This window comes from Photobacterium sp. BZF1, assembly GCF_014349205.1.
In the GTDB taxonomy this organism is placed as follows: domain Bacteria; phylum Pseudomonadota; class Gammaproteobacteria; order Enterobacterales; family Vibrionaceae; genus Photobacterium.
The window spans coordinates 1-17830 of record NZ_JACSOF010000057.1 but is presented as its reverse complement, the minus strand read 5'-3'; the positions used below and the strand labels follow the sequence as shown (position 1 = coordinate 17830).

At 49.4% G+C, this 17830-nt stretch carries 15 protein-coding genes and 2 tRNA genes; 14 read left to right on the top strand and 3 right to left on the bottom strand.

What is annotated here, in order from left to right; genetic code table 11:
* The first annotated feature begins 268 nt into the window (after positions 1–268).
* Positions 269–1123, top strand: coding sequence for a magnesium transporter (locus BIZ37_RS14255; protein ID WP_039469631.1), 855 nt, complete (start codon positions 269–271; stop codon positions 1121–1123).
* Positions 1124–1202: 79 nt separating this feature from the next.
* Here the strand turns inward: BIZ37_RS14255 and dacB are convergent, their stop codons facing one another.
* Both dacB and BIZ37_RS14245 read right to left on the bottom strand, forming a co-directional pair.
* Positions 1203–2663, bottom strand: a complete 1461-nt coding sequence (gene dacB / locus BIZ37_RS14250; protein WP_187462067.1) for a serine-type D-Ala-D-Ala carboxypeptidase — start codon at positions 2661–2663, stop codon at positions 1203–1205.
* A 222-nt stretch (positions 2664–2885) separates the two neighbouring features.
* The gene (locus tag BIZ37_RS14245; RefSeq protein ID WP_187462066.1) at positions 2886–3878 is read right to left on the bottom strand and encodes a porin; all 993 of its coding nucleotides are present in this window, start codon (positions 3876–3878) and stop codon (positions 2886–2888) included.
* Between the two features lie 524 nt (positions 3879–4402).
* Here BIZ37_RS14245 and greA point away from each other — a divergent pair.
* Positions 4403–4876 (top strand): transcription elongation factor GreA, encoded by a 474-nt coding sequence (gene greA / locus BIZ37_RS14240; protein ID WP_187462065.1) that lies wholly within the window; start codon positions 4403–4405, stop codon positions 4874–4876.
* A gap of 96 nt (positions 4877–4972) precedes the next feature.
* Here greA and yhbY read toward each other — a convergent pair whose 3' ends face one another.
* A complete protein-coding gene (yhbY, locus tag BIZ37_RS14235; protein ID WP_107300350.1) occupies positions 4973–5269 on the bottom strand; it encodes a ribosome assembly RNA-binding protein YhbY in 297 nt (98 codons plus the stop codon).
* A 138-nt stretch (positions 5270–5407) separates the two neighbouring features.
* On the opposite strand from yhbY, the gene rlmE reads away from it, so the two are divergent.
* From rlmE to truB, 12 genes are all read left to right on the top strand, one after another.
* Positions 5408–6037, top strand: a complete 630-nt coding sequence (gene rlmE / locus BIZ37_RS14230; protein ID WP_039469641.1) for a 23S rRNA (uridine(2552)-2'-O)-methyltransferase RlmE — start codon at positions 5408–5410, stop codon at positions 6035–6037.
* 49 nt (positions 6038–6086) lie between these two features.
* On the top strand, positions 6087–8066 hold the full coding sequence (gene ftsH, locus BIZ37_RS14225; protein WP_107300349.1) for an ATP-dependent zinc metalloprotease FtsH: 1980 nt from the start codon (positions 6087–6089) through the stop codon (positions 8064–8066).
* A gap of 115 nt (positions 8067–8181) precedes the next feature.
* Positions 8182–9021: a dihydropteroate synthase gene (folP, locus tag BIZ37_RS14220; protein WP_187462064.1), complete on the top strand. Its 840-nt coding sequence runs from the start codon at positions 8182–8184 to the stop codon at positions 9019–9021.
* 46 nt (positions 9022–9067) lie between these two features.
* Complete coding sequence (gene glmM, locus BIZ37_RS14215; RefSeq protein ID WP_107300347.1) at positions 9068–10405, top strand: phosphoglucosamine mutase; 1338 nt, start codon at positions 9068–9070, stop codon at positions 10403–10405.
* Between the two features lie 197 nt (positions 10406–10602).
* Positions 10603–10938, top strand: a complete 336-nt coding sequence (secG, locus tag BIZ37_RS14210) for a preprotein translocase subunit SecG (protein ID WP_107300346.1) — start codon at positions 10603–10605, stop codon at positions 10936–10938.
* A 12-nt stretch (positions 10939–10950) separates the two neighbouring features.
* Positions 10951–11035, top strand: a tRNA-Leu gene (locus tag BIZ37_RS14205).
* 57 nt (positions 11036–11092) lie between these two features.
* Positions 11093–11169 (top strand) — tRNA-Met (locus BIZ37_RS14200).
* Between the two features lie 177 nt (positions 11170–11346).
* On the top strand, positions 11347–11802 hold the full coding sequence (rimP, locus tag BIZ37_RS14195) for a ribosome maturation factor RimP (RefSeq protein ID WP_107300345.1): 456 nt from the start codon (positions 11347–11349) through the stop codon (positions 11800–11802).
* Positions 11803–11825: 23 nt separating this feature from the next.
* Positions 11826–13313 carry a transcription termination factor NusA gene (nusA, locus tag BIZ37_RS14190; protein WP_107300344.1) on the top strand — a complete coding sequence of 496 codons (1488 nt, stop codon included), beginning with the start codon at positions 11826–11828 and terminating at the stop codon, positions 13311–13313.
* Between the two features lie 25 nt (positions 13314–13338).
* Positions 13339–16092, top strand: coding sequence for a translation initiation factor IF-2 (gene infB / locus BIZ37_RS14185; RefSeq protein WP_187462063.1), 2754 nt, complete (start codon positions 13339–13341; stop codon positions 16090–16092).
* A gap of 97 nt (positions 16093–16189) precedes the next feature.
* A complete protein-coding gene (rbfA, locus tag BIZ37_RS14180; protein WP_039469658.1) occupies positions 16190–16588 on the top strand; it encodes a 30S ribosome-binding factor RbfA in 399 nt (132 codons plus the stop codon).
* A gap of 3 nt (positions 16589–16591) precedes the next feature.
* On the top strand, positions 16592–17542 hold the full coding sequence (gene truB, locus BIZ37_RS14175; protein ID WP_187462062.1) for a tRNA pseudouridine(55) synthase TruB: 951 nt from the start codon (positions 16592–16594) through the stop codon (positions 17540–17542).
* The last annotated feature ends 288 nt before the right edge of the window (positions 17543–17830 follow it).

Below are 17830 nucleotides of genomic sequence, written 5' to 3'. Positions count from 1 at the left end.
TCTCCTATGATTCCGAACTGTCCCCAGGTTCGGAATAGTCTGTTCAATCTCATCTTTTGATGACCCTTTTCAAACATACTTTTCCTCGGTTTTCCCAAGCCATTATCTCAATATAGAATCTCGCCAATGTGTGATGAATGACAGGCTTTTTGCTGTCTGCAGTTCGACTTTTTGACAAGCGCTTGCAGGTAGGGACTAGCACATTCATTGCGTTGTATGGCGTGTTCTGGTGGTCGTTGCCGTGACCTAGCTAATCGGGAGATTCGCCATGACGGTAATGAACTATGCAGCCGATGCTGCACTGGTAAATGAAGAACTAGCTCAGAACGATGTTCTGGCTGCACGCAACGCGTTTATGAAATATGACATTGATGAGCAGGCCAAACTGTTGGTCAAGATGCCAATTTCAGAAGCGATTGCGATTTTGAGTGAAATGCCGTTACGTCACGTGCAGACCCTGTTGGATCTGCTGGATGAAATGGACGAAGAAGTATGTATGCGCCATTTGGCGAACGGCCTTGGTCTGATCTGCTCTGAAGCAGAGCCAGCGGGCCACTACCTGCAAAACAGTGTATTTAGCCATGTACGCGAGCGTATTGGCTGGATTGTTGGTCTGGCATTGCTGGGTATTGTTTCTGGCCTGATTATCTCGCATTACGAAGATACCTTGAGCCAACTGGTGTTGCTGGCAGTTTACATGCCGGTGATTGCAGCAGCTGGTGGTAACACCGGTTCGCAGGCGGCTACCTTGGTGGTTCGTGCGCTGGCAATGGAAGAGATACGGTGCCGGGATTGGGCCAAGGTATTGTGGAAGGAATTCCGTGTTGCCTTGATGATCGCCGGTGTGTTGGCTGCTGTTATTATGGGCCGTGTGATGATGTTTAGTGATGGCTCTTCCTTGCCTATCGGGATGGAGTTGATGGACATTGCCATGGCCATTGGTGTCGCTATCTCACTGCAGGTCGTCCTGTCGACGACTGTTGGTGGTGTCTTGCCGATGATTGCTCGTGCTGCCAAGCTTGACCCTGCGGTTCTGGTGAGCCCGGTATTGGCCTCAGTAGTGGATATCACCGGTATGATCATCTACTTCAAGACGGTAAATGCCTTCCTTGGCCTTGCCTAGCAAGCTAAAGATATGAACCTGAAAAAAGCGAGAGGTGATGAGCCTCTCGCTTTTTTTTGTGTTTAGCGTTTCTACTTCATCAGTACTGCTGGTATAAGCCCCGGTAAAGGGTGCGTTCGAAGGTTTCGATCGGTGGGGCAATCGCAGGTAGGCTATCATCACGCTCCGGCGGGAAGTAGTTACTTACCATCTGGACAAACAGCAAAGTCTTGCCTGATTGGGTCTTGATAAGGCCTGCCAGGTTGTACGTGCCATAGAGTGAACCACTCTTGGCGTGGATCCTTCCTTGCAATGGTTTGTGGCGGATACTCTGGCGGTAGCGCAAAGTGCCGCTTTGGCCGCTGACGGGCATAGTCGTTAGTAGGTTGAGCGTGTCGTCATTATTGTTGATGTAAGTGATCACTTCCATCATCTGGCTGGCTGTCATTCGGTTGTTGCGCGATAGGCCCGAGCCATCAACGATAACTGCTCGTTCTAGATCTATATCGGCTTTCTCTTTCAATATAGCTTTGATCGCCTTGCTACCATTGGTAAAACTGCCCGGTTGCTTGAAGTACTTGGCACCAATCGTTTTGGCGATGTTATCCGCATACAGGTTGTCGGAATTTTTAACCATAGTGTTGAGCAACTCATTAAGCGGGGCTGAGCGGTGGCTGGCAATGACTTTGCCCTTGGCATTGTCGTCACGTTTGATATCACCTTCTAGCTTAATACCCAGTCGTTTGAGCTCTGCTCTTATTACCTTGCTGATATAGGCCTCAGTATCTTGCACCGCAAAATTGAGAGGCAGGGGGGTGTCTCGCTTAACTAGGCAGCCGCTTAGGTGGTAGTGGTTGTTTCCCTTGTCTGTTAACTCGAGGTCGCAGTGAGTGGCTTTCTGGCGCTCTTTGGTCGTCACCAGTGCATCTGTTGTAACTTTCAGCGGTTGGTGGCTCGGAATATTTACCCTGGTGGTATCACCGACATTACGGTTGCTATATAGCGCCCCTTGTACGCAGTTGTGCTCTAGGCTCAGGCTGCTCGAAGGTGCGCTGTAACACACACCTAATATATCCCACGGCCAGCCTGGTGCTTGCTCGTAACCACTGAACTGGCTGCCATTGAGCAGCAGGTCCCCTTTAATGGTGGAGCCTGAGTGTGCCTTAAGCTTGCTTAGCAAAACCGAGAGTTGCTGGCGTGATAACGAAGGGTCACCACTAAAACGCACTACCACATTGCTATTTTGCTGCTCTAGCTGGGTGATGAAGCGGAAATCTTTGCCAAGATAAAGTTGGGCAGCAAGGGCGGTAACCATTTTCTGGGTACTGGCTGGTGGCTGATATCGTGCATCTCGCTGAGAAAAAAGCGTGTTGCCGGTTTTGGCATCCGTGATGAGCAATGCGGTGTCGTGACCGTAGGGCAGTGCTTTAAAGTCGGGTTGATAACCTTTGAGCGCAACTGGAGTTGTAGGCTGATCTGTTGTGGCTTGTTCTGCAAGGGCCACATGAGGAAATACGGTTAGGCTTGCTGATAGTAGCAAGAGACGAAATGGCAGACGCATCGGTGGCCTTCTATAGAATAGGGAGTGAGTACATTACTGTCCCCATGATAAACAATATTAGGCAGATAAAAAGTCAGAGATCAGCAAGCTTATTGGAGACGTTGGAAGTGTATTGATAAATAAATGTCTTTTGCGGTTTCTAGGAAAAAAAGCATAAAAAAACACCGGCCAGAAGGCCGGTGTTTAGAAAAGGCTGTGTTAAAACTCTATATCCAAGAAGGATTAGAAGTCGTAACGTGCACCTAGAACGAACTCGTCAGAAGTGTCTGCACGAGTCTCTGCGCCTGCATCAGATAGGCTTAGGTTGTTGAACTTGTAAGACGCGTAAGCGCGGAAGTTCTTGTTGAAGTAGTGAGTCGCATCGATAGCGATAGAGTCAGCTAGTGCTTCGTTAGAAGAAGCGTCAGCATCTTCTAGGTAGTTGTAAGTTGCTACGAATACAGTTTTGCCGTAAGTGTAGGCTGCAGCAAATTCGTAACCGCGTACTTTGTCAGCTTCAGTGTTACGAGAGTCTTGGTATAGACCTGCTACGTAGAAGTCACCGTAAGTGTACGAGATAGCACCGAATGCGTTTTTCTCTGTATCAAGATCTTCATTGTCTTGCTCACCGTAACCAGCACCGAACGCTAGACCCATGTCCATTGCGTAGATACCACCAACAGAGTAACCATCGACATCGTAAGTTGTGCCGTTATCAAGCTCGTTGTCACCGTTAAACACGTAGTTAGCTTTAACTGTTAGGTTGTCGCCACCTAGGTCGAAAGAACCAACGTATGCTAGGTTGTTACCAATACGGTCAGCAGCGCCAATTTTGCCGCCCGCTTCGTTACCGTGGTAAGACATGATATCAGTGAAGTCAGTGATCATGCCTAGAGAACCGTCAGTCTTACCGTAGCGAACCTGACCGAAGTCACCGCCGATACCCGCGTTTAGGTGACGGTTGTTTACTTCGTTACCGTCAGTGTATTCGCCTTCCCAGAAACCAGTAGCGTATACAGTGTCAGTGATGTCTGTTTTACCAGCAATGTTTACACGAACACGAGTTTTGTCAGTAACTTTGCTGTCACCAGCATCGTTGTCAGACATTAGAGCACGAGCTTCAAAACGGCCGCCTACTGCTAGGCTAGAAGTTTCGTCAGAGTAAACTTCTGCTGCGTTTGCTACAGAAGAGATAGATGCTGCTGCTACTGCTAGAGCAATCAGTTTCTTGTTCATTGTCGAATCCTTTTGGAATTTTTTGTTGTATGCATATCTGTGCTAAATGCATGCTGTTCTTTTTACTGGTCTCTGGCCCGATCTGTTAGTAAAAAAAACTGAAAAATACTTTATTTCAATGATTTCCAAGTGGGGTGAGGTGGTTAATGCATGAGATATCAGGTGGTTACCTTCGATCAAAAAAGTTCGCCCTTGGTGGCGTTTTTTAGCTATTTTTAGGGTTTGTTTGTGGTGCTTTTAGGTGGGTGAAATTGTTTTATTGCGTGATTTTGTGATCTTTGGCGCATAATTTTTAACCTGTATGCGCTAGGCCTATGGTTTGTGAAATTTTTATGATTTCCCGCCGCTGCGATAGCGCCTGTAACCAAAAGTATGCCGCTGAATGAACAAGGGTGATCTCTTTGGCATCTTTGTTTAGAATGAAGTGTTCCCATTAGTAATCGTCTAGTTCGGCCAAGTCGTCGGGCTGGCTTTGTTTTGCCTTTTATAGCAGTGGCTATACGGGCGTTGAGGTAATAAGAGTTATGGATAAGATTCCAATGACGGTACGCGGCGAGAAGCTGCTACGTGAAGAACTGGAAGTACTAATTAAGCGTCGCCCGATCATTTCACAGGCCATTGGTGAGGCGCGTGAGTTGGGTGATCTGAAAGAAAATGCGGAATACCACGCTGCCCGTGAAGAGCAGGGTATCTGTGAAGCGCAGATCCGTGATATCGAATACAAGTTGTCTGTGGCTCAGGTAATCGATGTAACCAAGATGCAGAACACCGGTAAGGTGATTTTTGGTACGACAGTTACCTTGATTGATGTGGATACCGACGAAGAAGTGACTTACCAAATCGTGGGTGATGACGAAGCAGAAATCAAAGCGGGTCGCATTTCAGTGAATTCACCGATTGCCCGTGGCCTTATCGGCAAAATGCAGGACGACGAAGTGACAATCACTACACCAGGTGGTGCACGCGAGTTCGAAATTGCGGAAGTGGCTTACATTTAATCACACGAAATTGTTATTAAATGTATCTGTAAAGAATGGATCATGGCATTCCGTGCCATGATTCAGGCATAAAAAAGGCCGCAGCGGCGGCCTTTTTTATTTGCGAGGAAGCTCGATCTTGCGCTCTTCGCTCTGGCGGTAAAGAACCAGAGTTTTACCGATAACCTGGACTTTCTCTGCCTTGGTTTCGCGTACAATTGCGTCAACGATCAAAACCTTAGTCTCGCGCTCTTCAGCAGCCACTTTAACCTTGATAAGCTCGTGGTGGTTAAGTGCCAGTTCAATCTCGGCAATCACGGCTTCTGTCAGGCCATTTGCGCCCATTAGGACAACTGGCTTTAGGTTGTGGGCAAGACCTTTAAGGTATTGCTTCTGCTTGGTGCTTAGATTCATGTCGGCTCTATTATTAAATTAGGGTTGAAAACCGCGTATTCTAACGCCATATAGTCTAGAAGACTAATTTGTTTAGTATACGCCATTTGTGGTGTTGCTGAGTATACTTGATAAGTACCCAAACTCATTAGGTAAATCATGAGTAAGAAAAAACATTCGGGCAGCTCTGGCCGATGGCTGAAAGAACATTTTGATGACAAGTATGTTCTAGAAGCGCAAAAAAAGGGCTACCGTTCCCGCGCGATTTTCAAAATTGAAGAAATCCAAAATAAAGACAAACTCCTGAAACCCGGTATGACGGTGGTTGACTTGGGAGCGGCTCCTGGTGGGTGGTCTCAGTATGCGGCTGAAGTTGTTGGTGATGAAGGGCAGGTGATTGCCTGTGACATCCTACCAATGGACTCACTGCCTGGTGTGAGCTTCCTGCAAGGGGATTTCCGCGAAGAAGCGGTCTTGGATGCACTGCTTGAGCGTATCCAGCCAGACATGGTTGATGTTGTGTTATCTGACATGGCACCGAACATGAGTGGCAACTTGGCTTCTGATCAGCCTAGAGCTATGTATCTTGTTGAACTAGCATTAGATATGTGTAGACAGGTACTTGCGCCTAATGGCAGCTTTGCGGTAAAAGTTTTCCAAGGTGAAGGCTTTGACCAATATCTGGCAGAAGTGCGTAGTATGTTTAAAGTGGTCAAAATTCGTAAGCCAGATTCGTCACGAGATCGCTCTCGTGAGGTATATATTGTAGCTACAGGTTACAAACTGTAGTACCCTAAATTCATCTATTAGTTATCGCGGGGTTAACACCTTGAGTGACATGGCAAAAAACTTGATTTTGTGGTTGGTCATCGCTGTGGTTCTGATGTCTGTATTCCAGAGCTTCGGTCCCGGTGATAGTGCTGGCCGTCAAGTCGACTATACAACCTTTGTCCGTGAAATCGGTCAGGATCAGATAAGGGAAGTGCGATTCAATGATCGTGAAATTACCGTATTCAAACGTGATAACACGCGATACGTCACTTATCTACCTGTCGTTAACGACCAAAAGCTGTTAGACGACCTTATTAACGCTAACGTAAAGGTCATGGGTACTCCGCCTGAGGAGCCAAGCCTACTGGCCTCAATCTTTATTTCCTGGTTCCCGATGCTATTGCTCATCGGTGTCTGGATCTTCTTCATGCGCCAAATGCAGGGCGGCGGTGGCAAAGGTGCCATGTCGTTCGGTAAATCCAAGGCTCGTATGATGAGTGAAGACCAGATCAAAACAACCTTTGCTGATGTAGCGGGTTGTGATGAAGCCAAAGAAGACGTGAAGGAGCTGGTTGACTACCTACGTGATCCAAGCCGTTTCCAGAAGCTGGGTGGTAAGATCCCAACCGGTGTTCTGATGGTTGGTCCTCCTGGTACGGGTAAAACCTTGTTGGCGAAAGCCATTGCCGGTGAAGCGAAAGTACCGTTCTTTACTATCTCAGGTTCTGATTTCGTAGAAATGTTCGTCGGTGTGGGTGCATCCCGTGTCCGTGACATGTTCGAGCAGGCAAAGAAAGCTGCCCCTTGTATCATCTTTATCGATGAGATCGATGCGGTAGGCCGTCAGCGTGGTGCTGGTGTGGGTGGTGGTCACGATGAGCGTGAGCAGACCTTGAACCAGATGCTGGTTGAAATGGATGGTTTCGAGGGTAACGAAGGTATCATCGTTATCGCCGCAACTAACCGTCCTGACGTATTGGACCCAGCACTATTGCGTCCTGGTCGTTTCGACCGCCAGGTAGTAGTAGGCTTGCCAGACGTTCGTGGCCGTGAGCAAATCCTGAAAGTTCACATGCGTAAAGTGCCGCTCGACGGTGATGTGAAACCTGAGCTTATCGCTCGTGGTACTCCGGGTTTCTCTGGTGCTGATCTGGCTAACCTTGTTAACGAAGCGGCCCTGTTTGCTGCCCGTGGTAACAAGCGTACGGTTTCTATGGTTGAGTTCGAACTGGCGAAAGACAAAATCATGATGGGCGCAGAGCGCAAGTCTATGGTGATGTCTGAAGATCAGAAAGAATCGACCGCATACCACGAAGCGGGACACGCAATCATCGGCCGCCTAGTACCGGATCACGATCCTGTGTACAAGGTCTCGATCATTCCTCGTGGCCGTGCATTGGGTGTGACCATGTACCTGCCTGAGCAAGACCGTGTCAGCCACTCCCGTGAGTTCTTGGAGTCAATGATTTCGAGCCTATACGGTGGTCGCTTGGCAGAAGAGCTTATCTACGGTGTCGACAAGGTATCTACTGGTGCATCAAACGATATCGAGCGTGCGACAGATATCGCGCGTAAGATGGTGACCCAGTGGGGTTTCTCTGAAAAATTGGGTCCATTGCTGTATGCAGAAGATGAAGGCGAGGTATTCCTAGGCCGTTCAGTCACGCAGAGCAAGCACATGTCAGACGATACGGCGAAGCTTATCGATAACGAAGTTCGCGCTATCATTGACCGCAACTACGAGCGTGCTCGTGAAATCCTTGAGCAAAACATGGATATCATGCATGCGATGAAAGATGCGCTGATGAAGTACGAAACCATCGATGCTGGTCAGATTGATGACTTGATGGATCGCAAAACTGAAATCCGTGCGCCGAAGGGCTGGGGTGATGAGAATGACACCCTGAAAGCTGGCGATGCTGCTCCCGAGCAGCAAAGTGAGCAACAGGAAGCACCTGCTGAACCAAAAGCAGAAGTAAAACCTGAGCAAGCTCCTGAAGCACAGCAACCAGTGCAGAACAAAGAAGACGACAAGCCACAGGCTTAATCGTTAGACGCTAATCAAAAACCCCGACCTTGCTCGGGGTTTTTTGTATCTATAACATCCATCGCTAAATACCAAGTGTTATAACACCTAGATTTATGGCCTAGGAGCAGACAAGTTGATCCTCAAGAGCAAATCAAAAACGTTAGATCTCTCTCGCCCCCACACCATGGGGATTTTGAACGTTACGCCGGATTCATTTTCAGATGGCGGCCGCTTCAACCAGATGGATGCAGCCTTGCGCCATGCTGAGGAAATGCTTGCCGCAGGGACGTCGATTTTGGATATCGGCGGTGAGTCTACCCGCCCTGGGGCTGATGATGTTTCTCTCGAGCAAGAGCTTGACCGGGTAGTACCGGTTATTGAGGCGTTACGTCAGCGCTTTGATTGCTGGATCTCGATCGATACCAGTAAAGCGAAGGTGATGACCGAAGCGGTGAGTGCCGGTGCCGATCTCATCAATGATGTCCGAGCCCTTCAGGAGCCGGGAGCGTTACAGGCGGCAGCCGGTGCCGGTGTGCCAATTTGTATAATGCATATGCAAGGGCAACCGCGTACAATGCAGCATCAACCGTCATATCAAGATGTCATCGCCGATGTCGGTGACTTCCTGGCGGAACGAATCACTGCCTGTGAGCAAGTTGGGATAGCGCGCGAGCAGCTACTGCTCGATCCCGGCTACGGGTTTGGCAAAACCCTAGAGCATAATTACCAGTTGCTTGCTCACCTTGATGACTTCCATCGCTTCGGCTTGCCACTTTTAGTGGGGATGTCGCGAAAGTCGATGGTATTCAAATTATTAAACAAACAACCAGCCGATTGTATGGCTGGAAGCCTTGCCTGTGCCGCAATAGCAGCGATGAAAGGGGCCCAGATCATCCGGGTCCATGATGCGAAAGAGACGGTGGACGTCCTTAAGGTGTGCGAGATGACGCTGTCCCAATACCGGGATAAGTAACCTTCTCAGGCTAGGTTGAAGATAGAAATATTGCTAGGAGCAGATAATGGCTGAGCGTAAGTACTTTGGTACCGATGGTATTCGTGGTTTAGTGGGCAAAGGACCAATTACTCCAGATTTTGTGTTGAAACTAGGTTGGGCTGCCGGCCGAGTCTTGTCCCAGCAGGGCACCAAGAAAGTAATCATCGGTAAAGATACCCGTATCTCTGGCTATATGTTGGAGTCTGCATTGGAAGCCGGTTTGGCGGCAGCAGGCTTGCAGGCCGCATTTACAGGCCCGATGCCAACCCCGGCAGTTGCGTACCTTACCCGTACTTTCCGTGCTGAAGCCGGTATTGTGATTTCAGCTTCACACAACCCTTATTACGATAACGGTATTAAGTTCTTCTCGTCAGAAGGGACCAAGCTTCCTGATGAGGTTGAGTTGGCGATTGAAGCAGAGTTGGACAAGCCGTTGACATGTGTCGAGTCGGCTATGTTGGGTAAGGCCTACCGCATCAATGATGCAGCCGGTCGTTATATCGAGTTTTGTAAGGGGACCTTCCCGAGCAAGTATGACTTGGCGGGCTATAAAATCATTGTCGACTGTGCCCACGGTGCGACCTACCACATTGCGCCTAGCGTATTCAAAGAGCTAGGGGCTGAAGTGATCACTATCGGTTGCGAGCCGAACGGTACCAACATCAACGACAAAGTGGGTGCAACGGATGTTGCAGCACTGCAGGCCAAAGTCCTGGAAGAGAAAGCAGACTTCGGTATTGCCCTAGATGGTGATGGGGACCGTGTGATCATGGTTGATGAGGAAGGCAACAAAGTTGACGGCGACCAGATTGCTTACATCATTGCCCGCGATGCCCTGCGCCGTGGTGAGCTCAAAGGTGGTGTGGTCGGTACGCTGATGACCAACCTAGGAATGGAAAATGCTCTGAAAAACCTCGGTATCCCGTTTGTTCGCGCTAAAGTGGGTGACCGCTACGTGATGGAAGAGCTCAAAAAGCACGGTTGGCTGATCGGTGCAGAGAACTCGGGTCACGTCATTTTGCTTGATAAAGTGACGACGGGTGACGGCATTGTTGCGGGCTTGCAGGTGATGGCATCCATTGTCGGTAGCAAGATGTCACTGAAAGAGTTGGCCGATGGGGTCACTATGTACCCACAGGTTCTGGAGAACGTACGTTTTGCCGGTGAGTCTAACCCATTGGAATCAGACGCAGTTCTGTCTGCAACTGCTGCTGTTGAGGCTAAACTAGGGGATAAGGGACGTGTTTTGCTGCGTAAATCCGGTACAGAACCTTTGATCCGTGTGATGGTTGAAGGGGAAGACGCTGCACTGGTCAAGGAGTCAGCCCTGCTGATTGCCGAGGCCGTGAAGGAAAGCTGCTGATTTTGTCCTGATTTCGACTGACTGGTGTCGGTTTTGCCTAAATCTTCGACAAGTAATTCAAGAAACAGAGTTTTCGAGGAAATTTTACTTGTCAGTGAAGATGGCTTTCGCTAGTATTCATTCCGCTCCTAATGGAAGGGGTGCGCTGGCACTGCTGAAGCAAAGCCGGCACAACAATTTAACCATAGGTGGAACCCATGTACGAAATTCTACTTGTGATTTATCTGTTGGCTGCGCTTGGTGTTATTGGCCTAGTTTTGGTTCAACAAGGTAAAGGCGCAGATATGGGAGCCTCATTTGGGGCTGGCGCATCAGGAACCCTGTTTGGCGCGAGCGGCTCTGGAAACTTCCTGACCCGAATGACTGCAGTTTTTGCGACCATCTTTTTCGTTATCAGCTTGGTGCTTGGCAACATGAGCGCTAAAAAAGCAGGCGAAACCAGTGGTTGGGAAAACCTAAGCGCTCCGGCAACTGAACAAGTTGTTGTTGAGCCTACTCAGAATGCACCTGTAAATAGTGACATTCCTGAGTAAATAAAGAATTTAGCCGAGATGGTGAAATTGGTAGACACGCTAGCATGAGGTGCTAGTGCCGCAAGGTGTAGGGGTTCAAGTCCCCTTCTCGGCACCATTATTACTCGCTTGAAAGAGTGAGGTCTGGGCGATATAATCGCCGTCAGATTACGGACGCGGGGTGGAGCAGCTTGGTAGCTCGTCGGGCTCATAACCCGAAGGTCGTCGGTTCAAATCCGGCCCCCGCAACCACTTTCCGAAAAAACAGCTATTCTTAGTAAGGTTGTTTTTTCTATCACAGCGATATGCTGTGGTATCAGGGTCCAGTGATATTAAACCCCGTAATTCGGGGTTTTTTATTATCTGAAACATGACCATTCAGGTATCTACTGGGCTTTATAGCCCTTTTTTTGTTTCCGGGGGGTTGTTTTGACAGCTTTAGAGATGCAATTGACCGAACTGCTTGAAGCGCCAGTAACGGCGACAGGCTATGAACTTGTCGGTCTGGAATTTATTCGTGCAGGCGAACATTCGACGCTGCGTGTATTTATCGATCACGAAAACGGCATTACCGTTGACGATTGTGCCGAAGTTAGCCGCCAGGTAAGCGCGGTGATGGACGTTGAAGATCCTATCACTGTTGCCTATAACCTGGAGGTCTCTTCCCCGGGTCTTGAAAGGCCGCTATTTAAAGCCGCACATTACCAGCAGTTTATTGGCCACGAGGTCAGCCTGGTGTTGAAAATGGCGATGGGCAACCGTCGTAAGTGGAAAGGTGACATCGTTGCAGTTGAAGGCGAGCTTGTCACATTAAATGTTGATGGCAATGAAGAAACATTTGCACTGAGCAATATTTCCAAGGCCAACCTGGTTCCAAAATTCTAACCGCTAAAATTGGGGCATTAGAAATGAACAAAGAAATCTTGGCTGTCGTTGAAGCGGTATCCAACGAAAAAGCTGTACCTCGTGAGCGCATCTTTGAAGCACTAGAGATCGCACTGGCAACAGCGACGAAGAAAAAATACGAAGCGGAAATCGATGTACGCGTTGCTATCGACCGTAAAACTGGCGAATTCGAAACGTTCCGTCGTTGGAAGGCAGTTGAAGAAGTGACTCAGCCTACGCTTGAAATCACTTTGGAAGCGGCCAAGTTTGATGATGAAACCATCGAGCTAGAAGGTTTTGTTGAAGACCAAATCGAATCAGTAACGTTTGACCGTATTACTACCCAGACTGCAAAGCAGGTTATCGTTCAGAAAGTTCGTGAAGCCGAGCGTGCACAGATCGTTGAGCAATTTATTGACAACGAAGGTGAGCTAATCACCGGTGTAGTAAAGAAAGTTAACCGCGATGCTGTTATCATTGACCTTGGTAACAATGCAGAAGCTGTTATCCAGCGTGACGACCAGTTGCCACGTGAAAACTTCCGCCCGGGTGACCGTGTTCGTGGCCTACTTTACAAAGTGGCGCCTGAAGCTCGTGGTTTCCAATTGTTCATGACTCGCTCTAAGCCTGAAATGCTATCAGAGCTATTCCGCATCGAAGTGCCGGAAATCGGCGAAGAGATGATTGAACTGATGGGTGCTGCTCGTGATCCAGGTTCTCGTGCCAAGATTGCTGTAAAGACTAACGACAAGCGCATCGACCCTGTGGGTGCATGTGTTGGTATGCGTGGTGCACGTGTACAGGCCGTATCTGGCGAGCTAGGCGGTGAGCGTATCGATATCGTACTGTGGGACGAAAACCCAGCTCAGTTCGTGATCAACGCGATGGCACCGGCAGAAGTTAGCTCTATCATCGTTGATGAAGACAACCACACTATGGACATTGCTGTTGAGAAGGACAACCTTGCTCAGGCAATCGGCCGCAGTGGTCAAAACGTACGTCTGGCTTCTCAGCTAACTGGCTGGGAACTGAACGTTATGACTGTTGAAGATCTTCAGAAGAAACACCAGGAAGAAGCCCAAGAGTCTATCGAAGTGTTCACTAAGCACCTAGATATCGACGAAGACTTCGCCACTGTATTGGTTGAAGAAGGCTTCACGACGCTAGAAGAAATCGCCTACGTTCCTGTAGCCGAACTGATGGGCGTTGAAGGTCTGGATGAAGACACTGTTGAAGAGCTGCGTAACCGTGCGAAAGAAGCGCTTACCACGCTAGCCCTTGCTCAGGAAGAATCTTTTGAAGGTGTTGAGCCTGCAGAAGACCTACTGGGCCTGGAAGGCTTGGAGCGTGAACTTGCGTTCAAACTGGCCGCTAAAGGCGTTGCAACGCTAGAAGATCTTGCTGACCAAGGTACTGACGATCTAACTGACATCGAAGGTATCGACGAAGCAAGAGCGGGCGAGCTAATCATGGCTGCTCGTAACATTTGCTGGTTCAGTGACGAAGCATAAAATTTAATCGCAAGGGAGGAGCAGCATGTCAGAGGTTACAGTTAAAGCACTTGCCGAGGAAATCGGCACGCAGATTGACCGTTTGCTTCAACAGTTTGCCGATGCTGGTATCAGCAAGAAAGCTGAAGATAGCGTAAGCCAACAAGAAAAACAGAGTCTATTGGCCCACCTTAAGAAAGAACATGGTGGCGATAGCACATCTGGCGAGGCTCCTACACGCCTTACTTTGCAACGTAAGACCCGAAGCACGCTGAGTGTTTCGGGCTCAGGTGGCAAAAATAAAAGTGTTCAGGTAGAAGTGCGCAAAAAGCGCACCTACGTAAAGCGTTCTGCGCTTGAAGAAGAACAGCGTGCCGCGGAAGAAGCGAAGCGCCAGGCTGAAGATGCAGCCCAGCGCGAAGCGGAAGAAGCCGCTCAGCGAGCAGCCGAAGAAGCTGCCAAGCGTGAAGCAGAAGAGCTGGCAAAACGCGAGGCGGAAGAAGCTGCTAAGCGTGCTGCTGAAGAAAAGCGTTTAGCTGAAGAACAAGCTAAGCAACATGCAGAACAGAATGCCGAACGTAATGCTGAGGACAAGCAGAAACGTGACGCAGAAGATAAGCGTTTGGCTGAAGAAAAAGCTAAACGCGCCGCCGCTGACGAACAGGCTAAAAAAGAAGCTGAGGCGCTACAACGTCGCCGGGAAGAGGAAGCCAAGCGTAAAGCCGAAGAAGAGAGTCAGCGTCAGCTAGAAGAGGCACGCAAAATGGCAGAAATGAATGAAAAGAACTGGTCAAAACCTGACCAGGAAAAAGGTAATATGGATAAAGCAGACTACCATACTACAACGTCTAGCTACGCTCGCGCAGCTGAAGACGAACAGGACCGTAAAGAAGAAGGCGGTCGCCGTCGTAAGAAGAAAAAAGCGGGTGCTAAGCAAGACGACCGCAATGCACGCGGTGGTCGTAACCAGCGTGGTCGCGGCAAGCAGCAGATGGCTAAACCAACATCAATGCAGCACGGTTTCGACAAAACAGCGACAGTTGCCAAGCAAGATGTTGTAATCGGCGAGACTATCGTTGTTTCTGAACTTGCTAACAAGATGTCTGTTAAAGGCGTTGAAGTTATCAAGGTGATGATGAAGATGGGTGCAATGGCAACCATCAACCAGGTTATCGACCAGGAAACTGCTGCACTAGTAGCAGAAGAAATGGGCCACAAAGTTATCCTGCGTAAAGAGAACGAACTGGAAGAAGCCGTTCTTTCTGACCGTGACGAAAACCTAGCGGTTGTTCCTCGTGCGCCGGTTGTAACTATCATGGGTCACGTTGACCACGGTAAGACCTCTACCCTTGACTACATCCGTAAAGCACACGTTGCGTCGGGTGAAGCGGGTGGTATTACCCAGCACATCGGTGCATACCACGTTGAAACTGACAACGGTATGATCACCTTCCTTGATACTCCGGGACACGCCGCGTTTACCGCAATGCGTGCTCGTGGTGCTCAAGCGACAGATATCGTTGTTCTTGTTGTTGCTGCAGACGATGGCGTAATGCCACAGACTGTTGAGGCAATCCAGCACGCGAAAGCGGCAGGTGTACCTCTGATCGTTGCAGTTAACAAGATCGATAAAGAAGACGCTAACCCAGACAACGTTAAGAACGAGCTTGCTCAGTACGACGTTATTCCTGAAGAGTGGGGCGGCGAGAACATCTTCGTTCATATCTCTGCTAAGCAGGGTACAAACATCGATGGTCTTCTTGAGTCTATCCTTCTACAAGCAGAAGTTCTTGAGCTAACTGCTGTTGCTGAAGGTATGGCAAAAGGTGTGGTTGTAGAATCTCGCCTAGACAAGGGCCGTGGTCCTGTTGCAACTGTTCTTGTTCAGGAAGGTACGCTACGTAAGGGCGATATCGTTCTTTGTGGTCTTGAGCATGGCCGTGTTCGTGCAATGCGCGACGAGCTTGGTAAAGAAATCGAGTCTGCCGGTCCTTCTATCCCAGTAGAGATCCTTGGTCTTTCTGGTGTGCCGTCTTCAGGTGACGAAGCGACTGTTGTTCGTGACGAGCGTAAAGCACGTGAAGTTGCACTTTACCGCCAAGGCAAGTTCCGTGACGTTAAACTGGCTCGTCAGCAGAAAGCGAAGCTGGAAAACATGTTCTCTAACATGGCTGCCGGTGAAGTTGCTGAGCTGAACGTTGTACTGAAAGCTGACGTACAGGGTTCTGTTGAAGCGATTGCTGACTCACTACGTAAGCTATCAACTGAAGAAGTTAAAGTTAACATCGTTGGTTCTGGTGTTGGTGGTATTACTGAAACTGACGCGGTTCTTGCTGCAGCTTCTAACGCTATCATCCTTGGCTTCAACGTTCGTGCTGATGCATCAGCTCGACGTACGGTTGAGACTGAGAACCTTGACCTTCGCTACTACTCAATCATCTACCAGCTGATTGACGAAGTTAAAGCAGCGATGGGCGGTATGCTTTCTCCTGAATTCAAGCAGGAAATCATTGGTCTGGCTGAAGTACGTGACGTATTCAAATCGCCTAAGATCGGTGCTATCGCAGGTTGTATGGTTACTGAAGGTACCATCAAGCGTAACAACCCAATCCGCGTACTGCGTGATAACGTTGTTATCTACGAAGGTGAGCTTGAGTCACTACGCCGCTTCAAAGACGACGTTCAAGAAGTTAAGAACGGCTACGAGTGTGGTATCGGCGTTAAGAACTACAACGATGTTCGTGTCGGCGACCAGATCGAAGTTTACGAAATCATCGAAGTTCAGCGTACCCTTGACTAATATTCAAGGTCTAACCTGCTCTAAGATATAAAAATAATCCATGGGGAGCTTCGGCTCCCCATTGTTTCAAGAGAGCTTTCTCTAAGAGAGGCAATGAATGTCTAAAGAATTTAGCCGCACCCAGCGTGTTGCGCAGCAGCTTCAGAAGGAGCTGGCCGTGATCCTGCAGCGTGAGATCAAAGACTCGCGTATTGGCATGACCACTATTTCAAGTGTCGACGTTTCCCGCGATATGGGTTACGCCAAAGTGTACGTGACCTTCCTGACTGTGGGCGAGCAAACCCCTGAAGGCAGCCTGGAAGCACTGCGCGAGATGGCACCGTACATCCGCTCACTACTGGGCAAGCAGATCCGCCTGCGTGTTACTCCTGAGCTAAACTTCATCTTTGATAAGTCACTAACCGAAGGTATGCGTATCTCGACTCTAGTGTCTAAAGCTGTACGCGAAGATGAAGAACGCCGTGGCGATGAGCCACAGGCAGAAGACGAGGAGTAATCGATGGCACGTCGTCGTAAGGGCCGTCCTATTGATGGTGTGATCCTGGTAGATAAGCCAACTGGGATCAGCTCGAATGATACGCTGCAGAAAGTAAAGCGTATCTTCTTTGCCCAGAAAGCCGGCCATACCGGTGCCTTGGATCCTCTAGCGACAGGCATGCTGCCGATTTGCTTTGGTGAAGCGACCAAGTTCTCCCAGTTCCTGCTTGATTCGGACAAGCGCTACCGGGTGATTGCCAAGCTGGGTGAGCGTACCGACACCTCGGACTCCGACGGTGAAGTGGTGCAGACCCGCGAAGTCAAAGTTGACCGCGGCCAGCTTGAGCGCTGTATTGCCAAGTTCCGCGGTACCACCGACCAGATCCCGTCGATGTACTCGGCGCTGAAGTACCAGGGCCGCAAGCTTTACGAGTACGCCCGCGAAGGGATTGAAGTACCGCGCGAGTCGCGCAAGATCACTGTGTATTCCGTTGAGTTGCTGCGCTTTAGCAACAACGAAGTGGAAATGGAACTGCATGTGTCGAAAGGCACCTACATCCGCACCATCGTTGATGATCTGGGCGAGATGCTAGGTTGCGGCGCCCACGTGACTTACCTGCGCCGTACCGGTGTCTCCAACTACCCGGTTGAGCGCATGGTAACCATTGAGCAACTTGAAGCCCTGCTTGAGCAAGCCAAAGGCCAGGATATCGCGCCTTCTGAACTGCTAGATCCGCTGCTATTGCCAATGGACACCGCTGTACAGGACCTACCGGAGGTCAACATCATCCCGCAGATCGCAATCTTTGTCCGCAACGGCAACCCGGTCAATGCAGGCCGTGTACCGGCTGAAGGTACCCAGGTACGCATTACCGTCGGTGAAGAACGCGAGTTTATCGGTGTCGGTATCATCGACCGCGAAGGCATGCTAGCGCCAAAGCGTGTAGTGGTGAATGAGCAGACCGCTCAGTAACGGATGCTGCTTTAAAATCCCCGGCCAAGCGCTGGGGTTTTTTTACAAAGGCCCTAGGAAAAGCCGGTCCTCGGACCTAGGAAAAGCAATAATGGGTCCTAGGAATAACTGGCCCTAGGAAAAGCGGGAACAGCGAAAGAACAAGAGCGAAGAACTTGACGTTGTATCACTATAAGTGAACGCTCCTGCAGGACCAAGGACCAAGGACCAAGGACCAAGGACCAAGGACCAAGGACCAAGGACCAAGGACCAAGGACCAAGGACCAAGGACCAAGGACCAAGGACCAA

Excerpts from the sequence above, each read along its gene's own strand:
- glmM (WP_107300347.1), top strand. The coding sequence starts at position 9,068 with ATGGCTGAGCGTAAGTACTTTGGTACCGATGGTATTCGTGGTTTAGTG.
- BIZ37_RS14245 (WP_187462066.1), bottom strand. The coding sequence starts at position 3,878 with ATGAACAAGAAACTGATTGCTCTAGCAGTAGCAGCAGCATCTATCTCT.
- nusA (WP_107300344.1), top strand. The coding sequence starts at position 11,826 with ATGAACAAAGAAATCTTGGCTGTCGTTGAAGCGGTATCCAACGAAAAA.
- rlmE (WP_039469641.1), top strand. The coding sequence starts at position 5,408 with ATGAGTAAGAAAAAACATTCGGGCAGCTCTGGCCGATGGCTGAAAGAA.
- greA (WP_187462065.1), top strand. The coding sequence starts at position 4,403 with ATGGATAAGATTCCAATGACGGTACGCGGCGAGAAGCTGCTACGTGAA.
- rbfA (WP_039469658.1), top strand. The coding sequence starts at position 16,190 with ATGTCTAAAGAATTTAGCCGCACCCAGCGTGTTGCGCAGCAGCTTCAG.
- infB (WP_187462063.1), top strand. The coding sequence starts at position 13,339 with ATGTCAGAGGTTACAGTTAAAGCACTTGCCGAGGAAATCGGCACGCAG.
- yhbY (WP_107300350.1), bottom strand. The coding sequence starts at position 5,269 with ATGAATCTAAGCACCAAGCAGAAGCAATACCTTAAAGGTCTTGCCCAC.
- dacB (WP_187462067.1), bottom strand. The coding sequence starts at position 2,663 with ATGCGTCTGCCATTTCGTCTCTTGCTACTATCAGCAAGCCTAACCGTA.
- ftsH (WP_107300349.1), top strand. The coding sequence starts at position 6,087 with ATGGCAAAAAACTTGATTTTGTGGTTGGTCATCGCTGTGGTTCTGATG.
- BIZ37_RS14255 (WP_039469631.1), top strand. The coding sequence starts at position 269 with ATGACGGTAATGAACTATGCAGCCGATGCTGCACTGGTAAATGAAGAA.
- truB (WP_187462062.1), top strand. The coding sequence starts at position 16,592 with ATGGCACGTCGTCGTAAGGGCCGTCCTATTGATGGTGTGATCCTGGTA.
- secG (WP_107300346.1), top strand. The coding sequence starts at position 10,603 with ATGTACGAAATTCTACTTGTGATTTATCTGTTGGCTGCGCTTGGTGTT.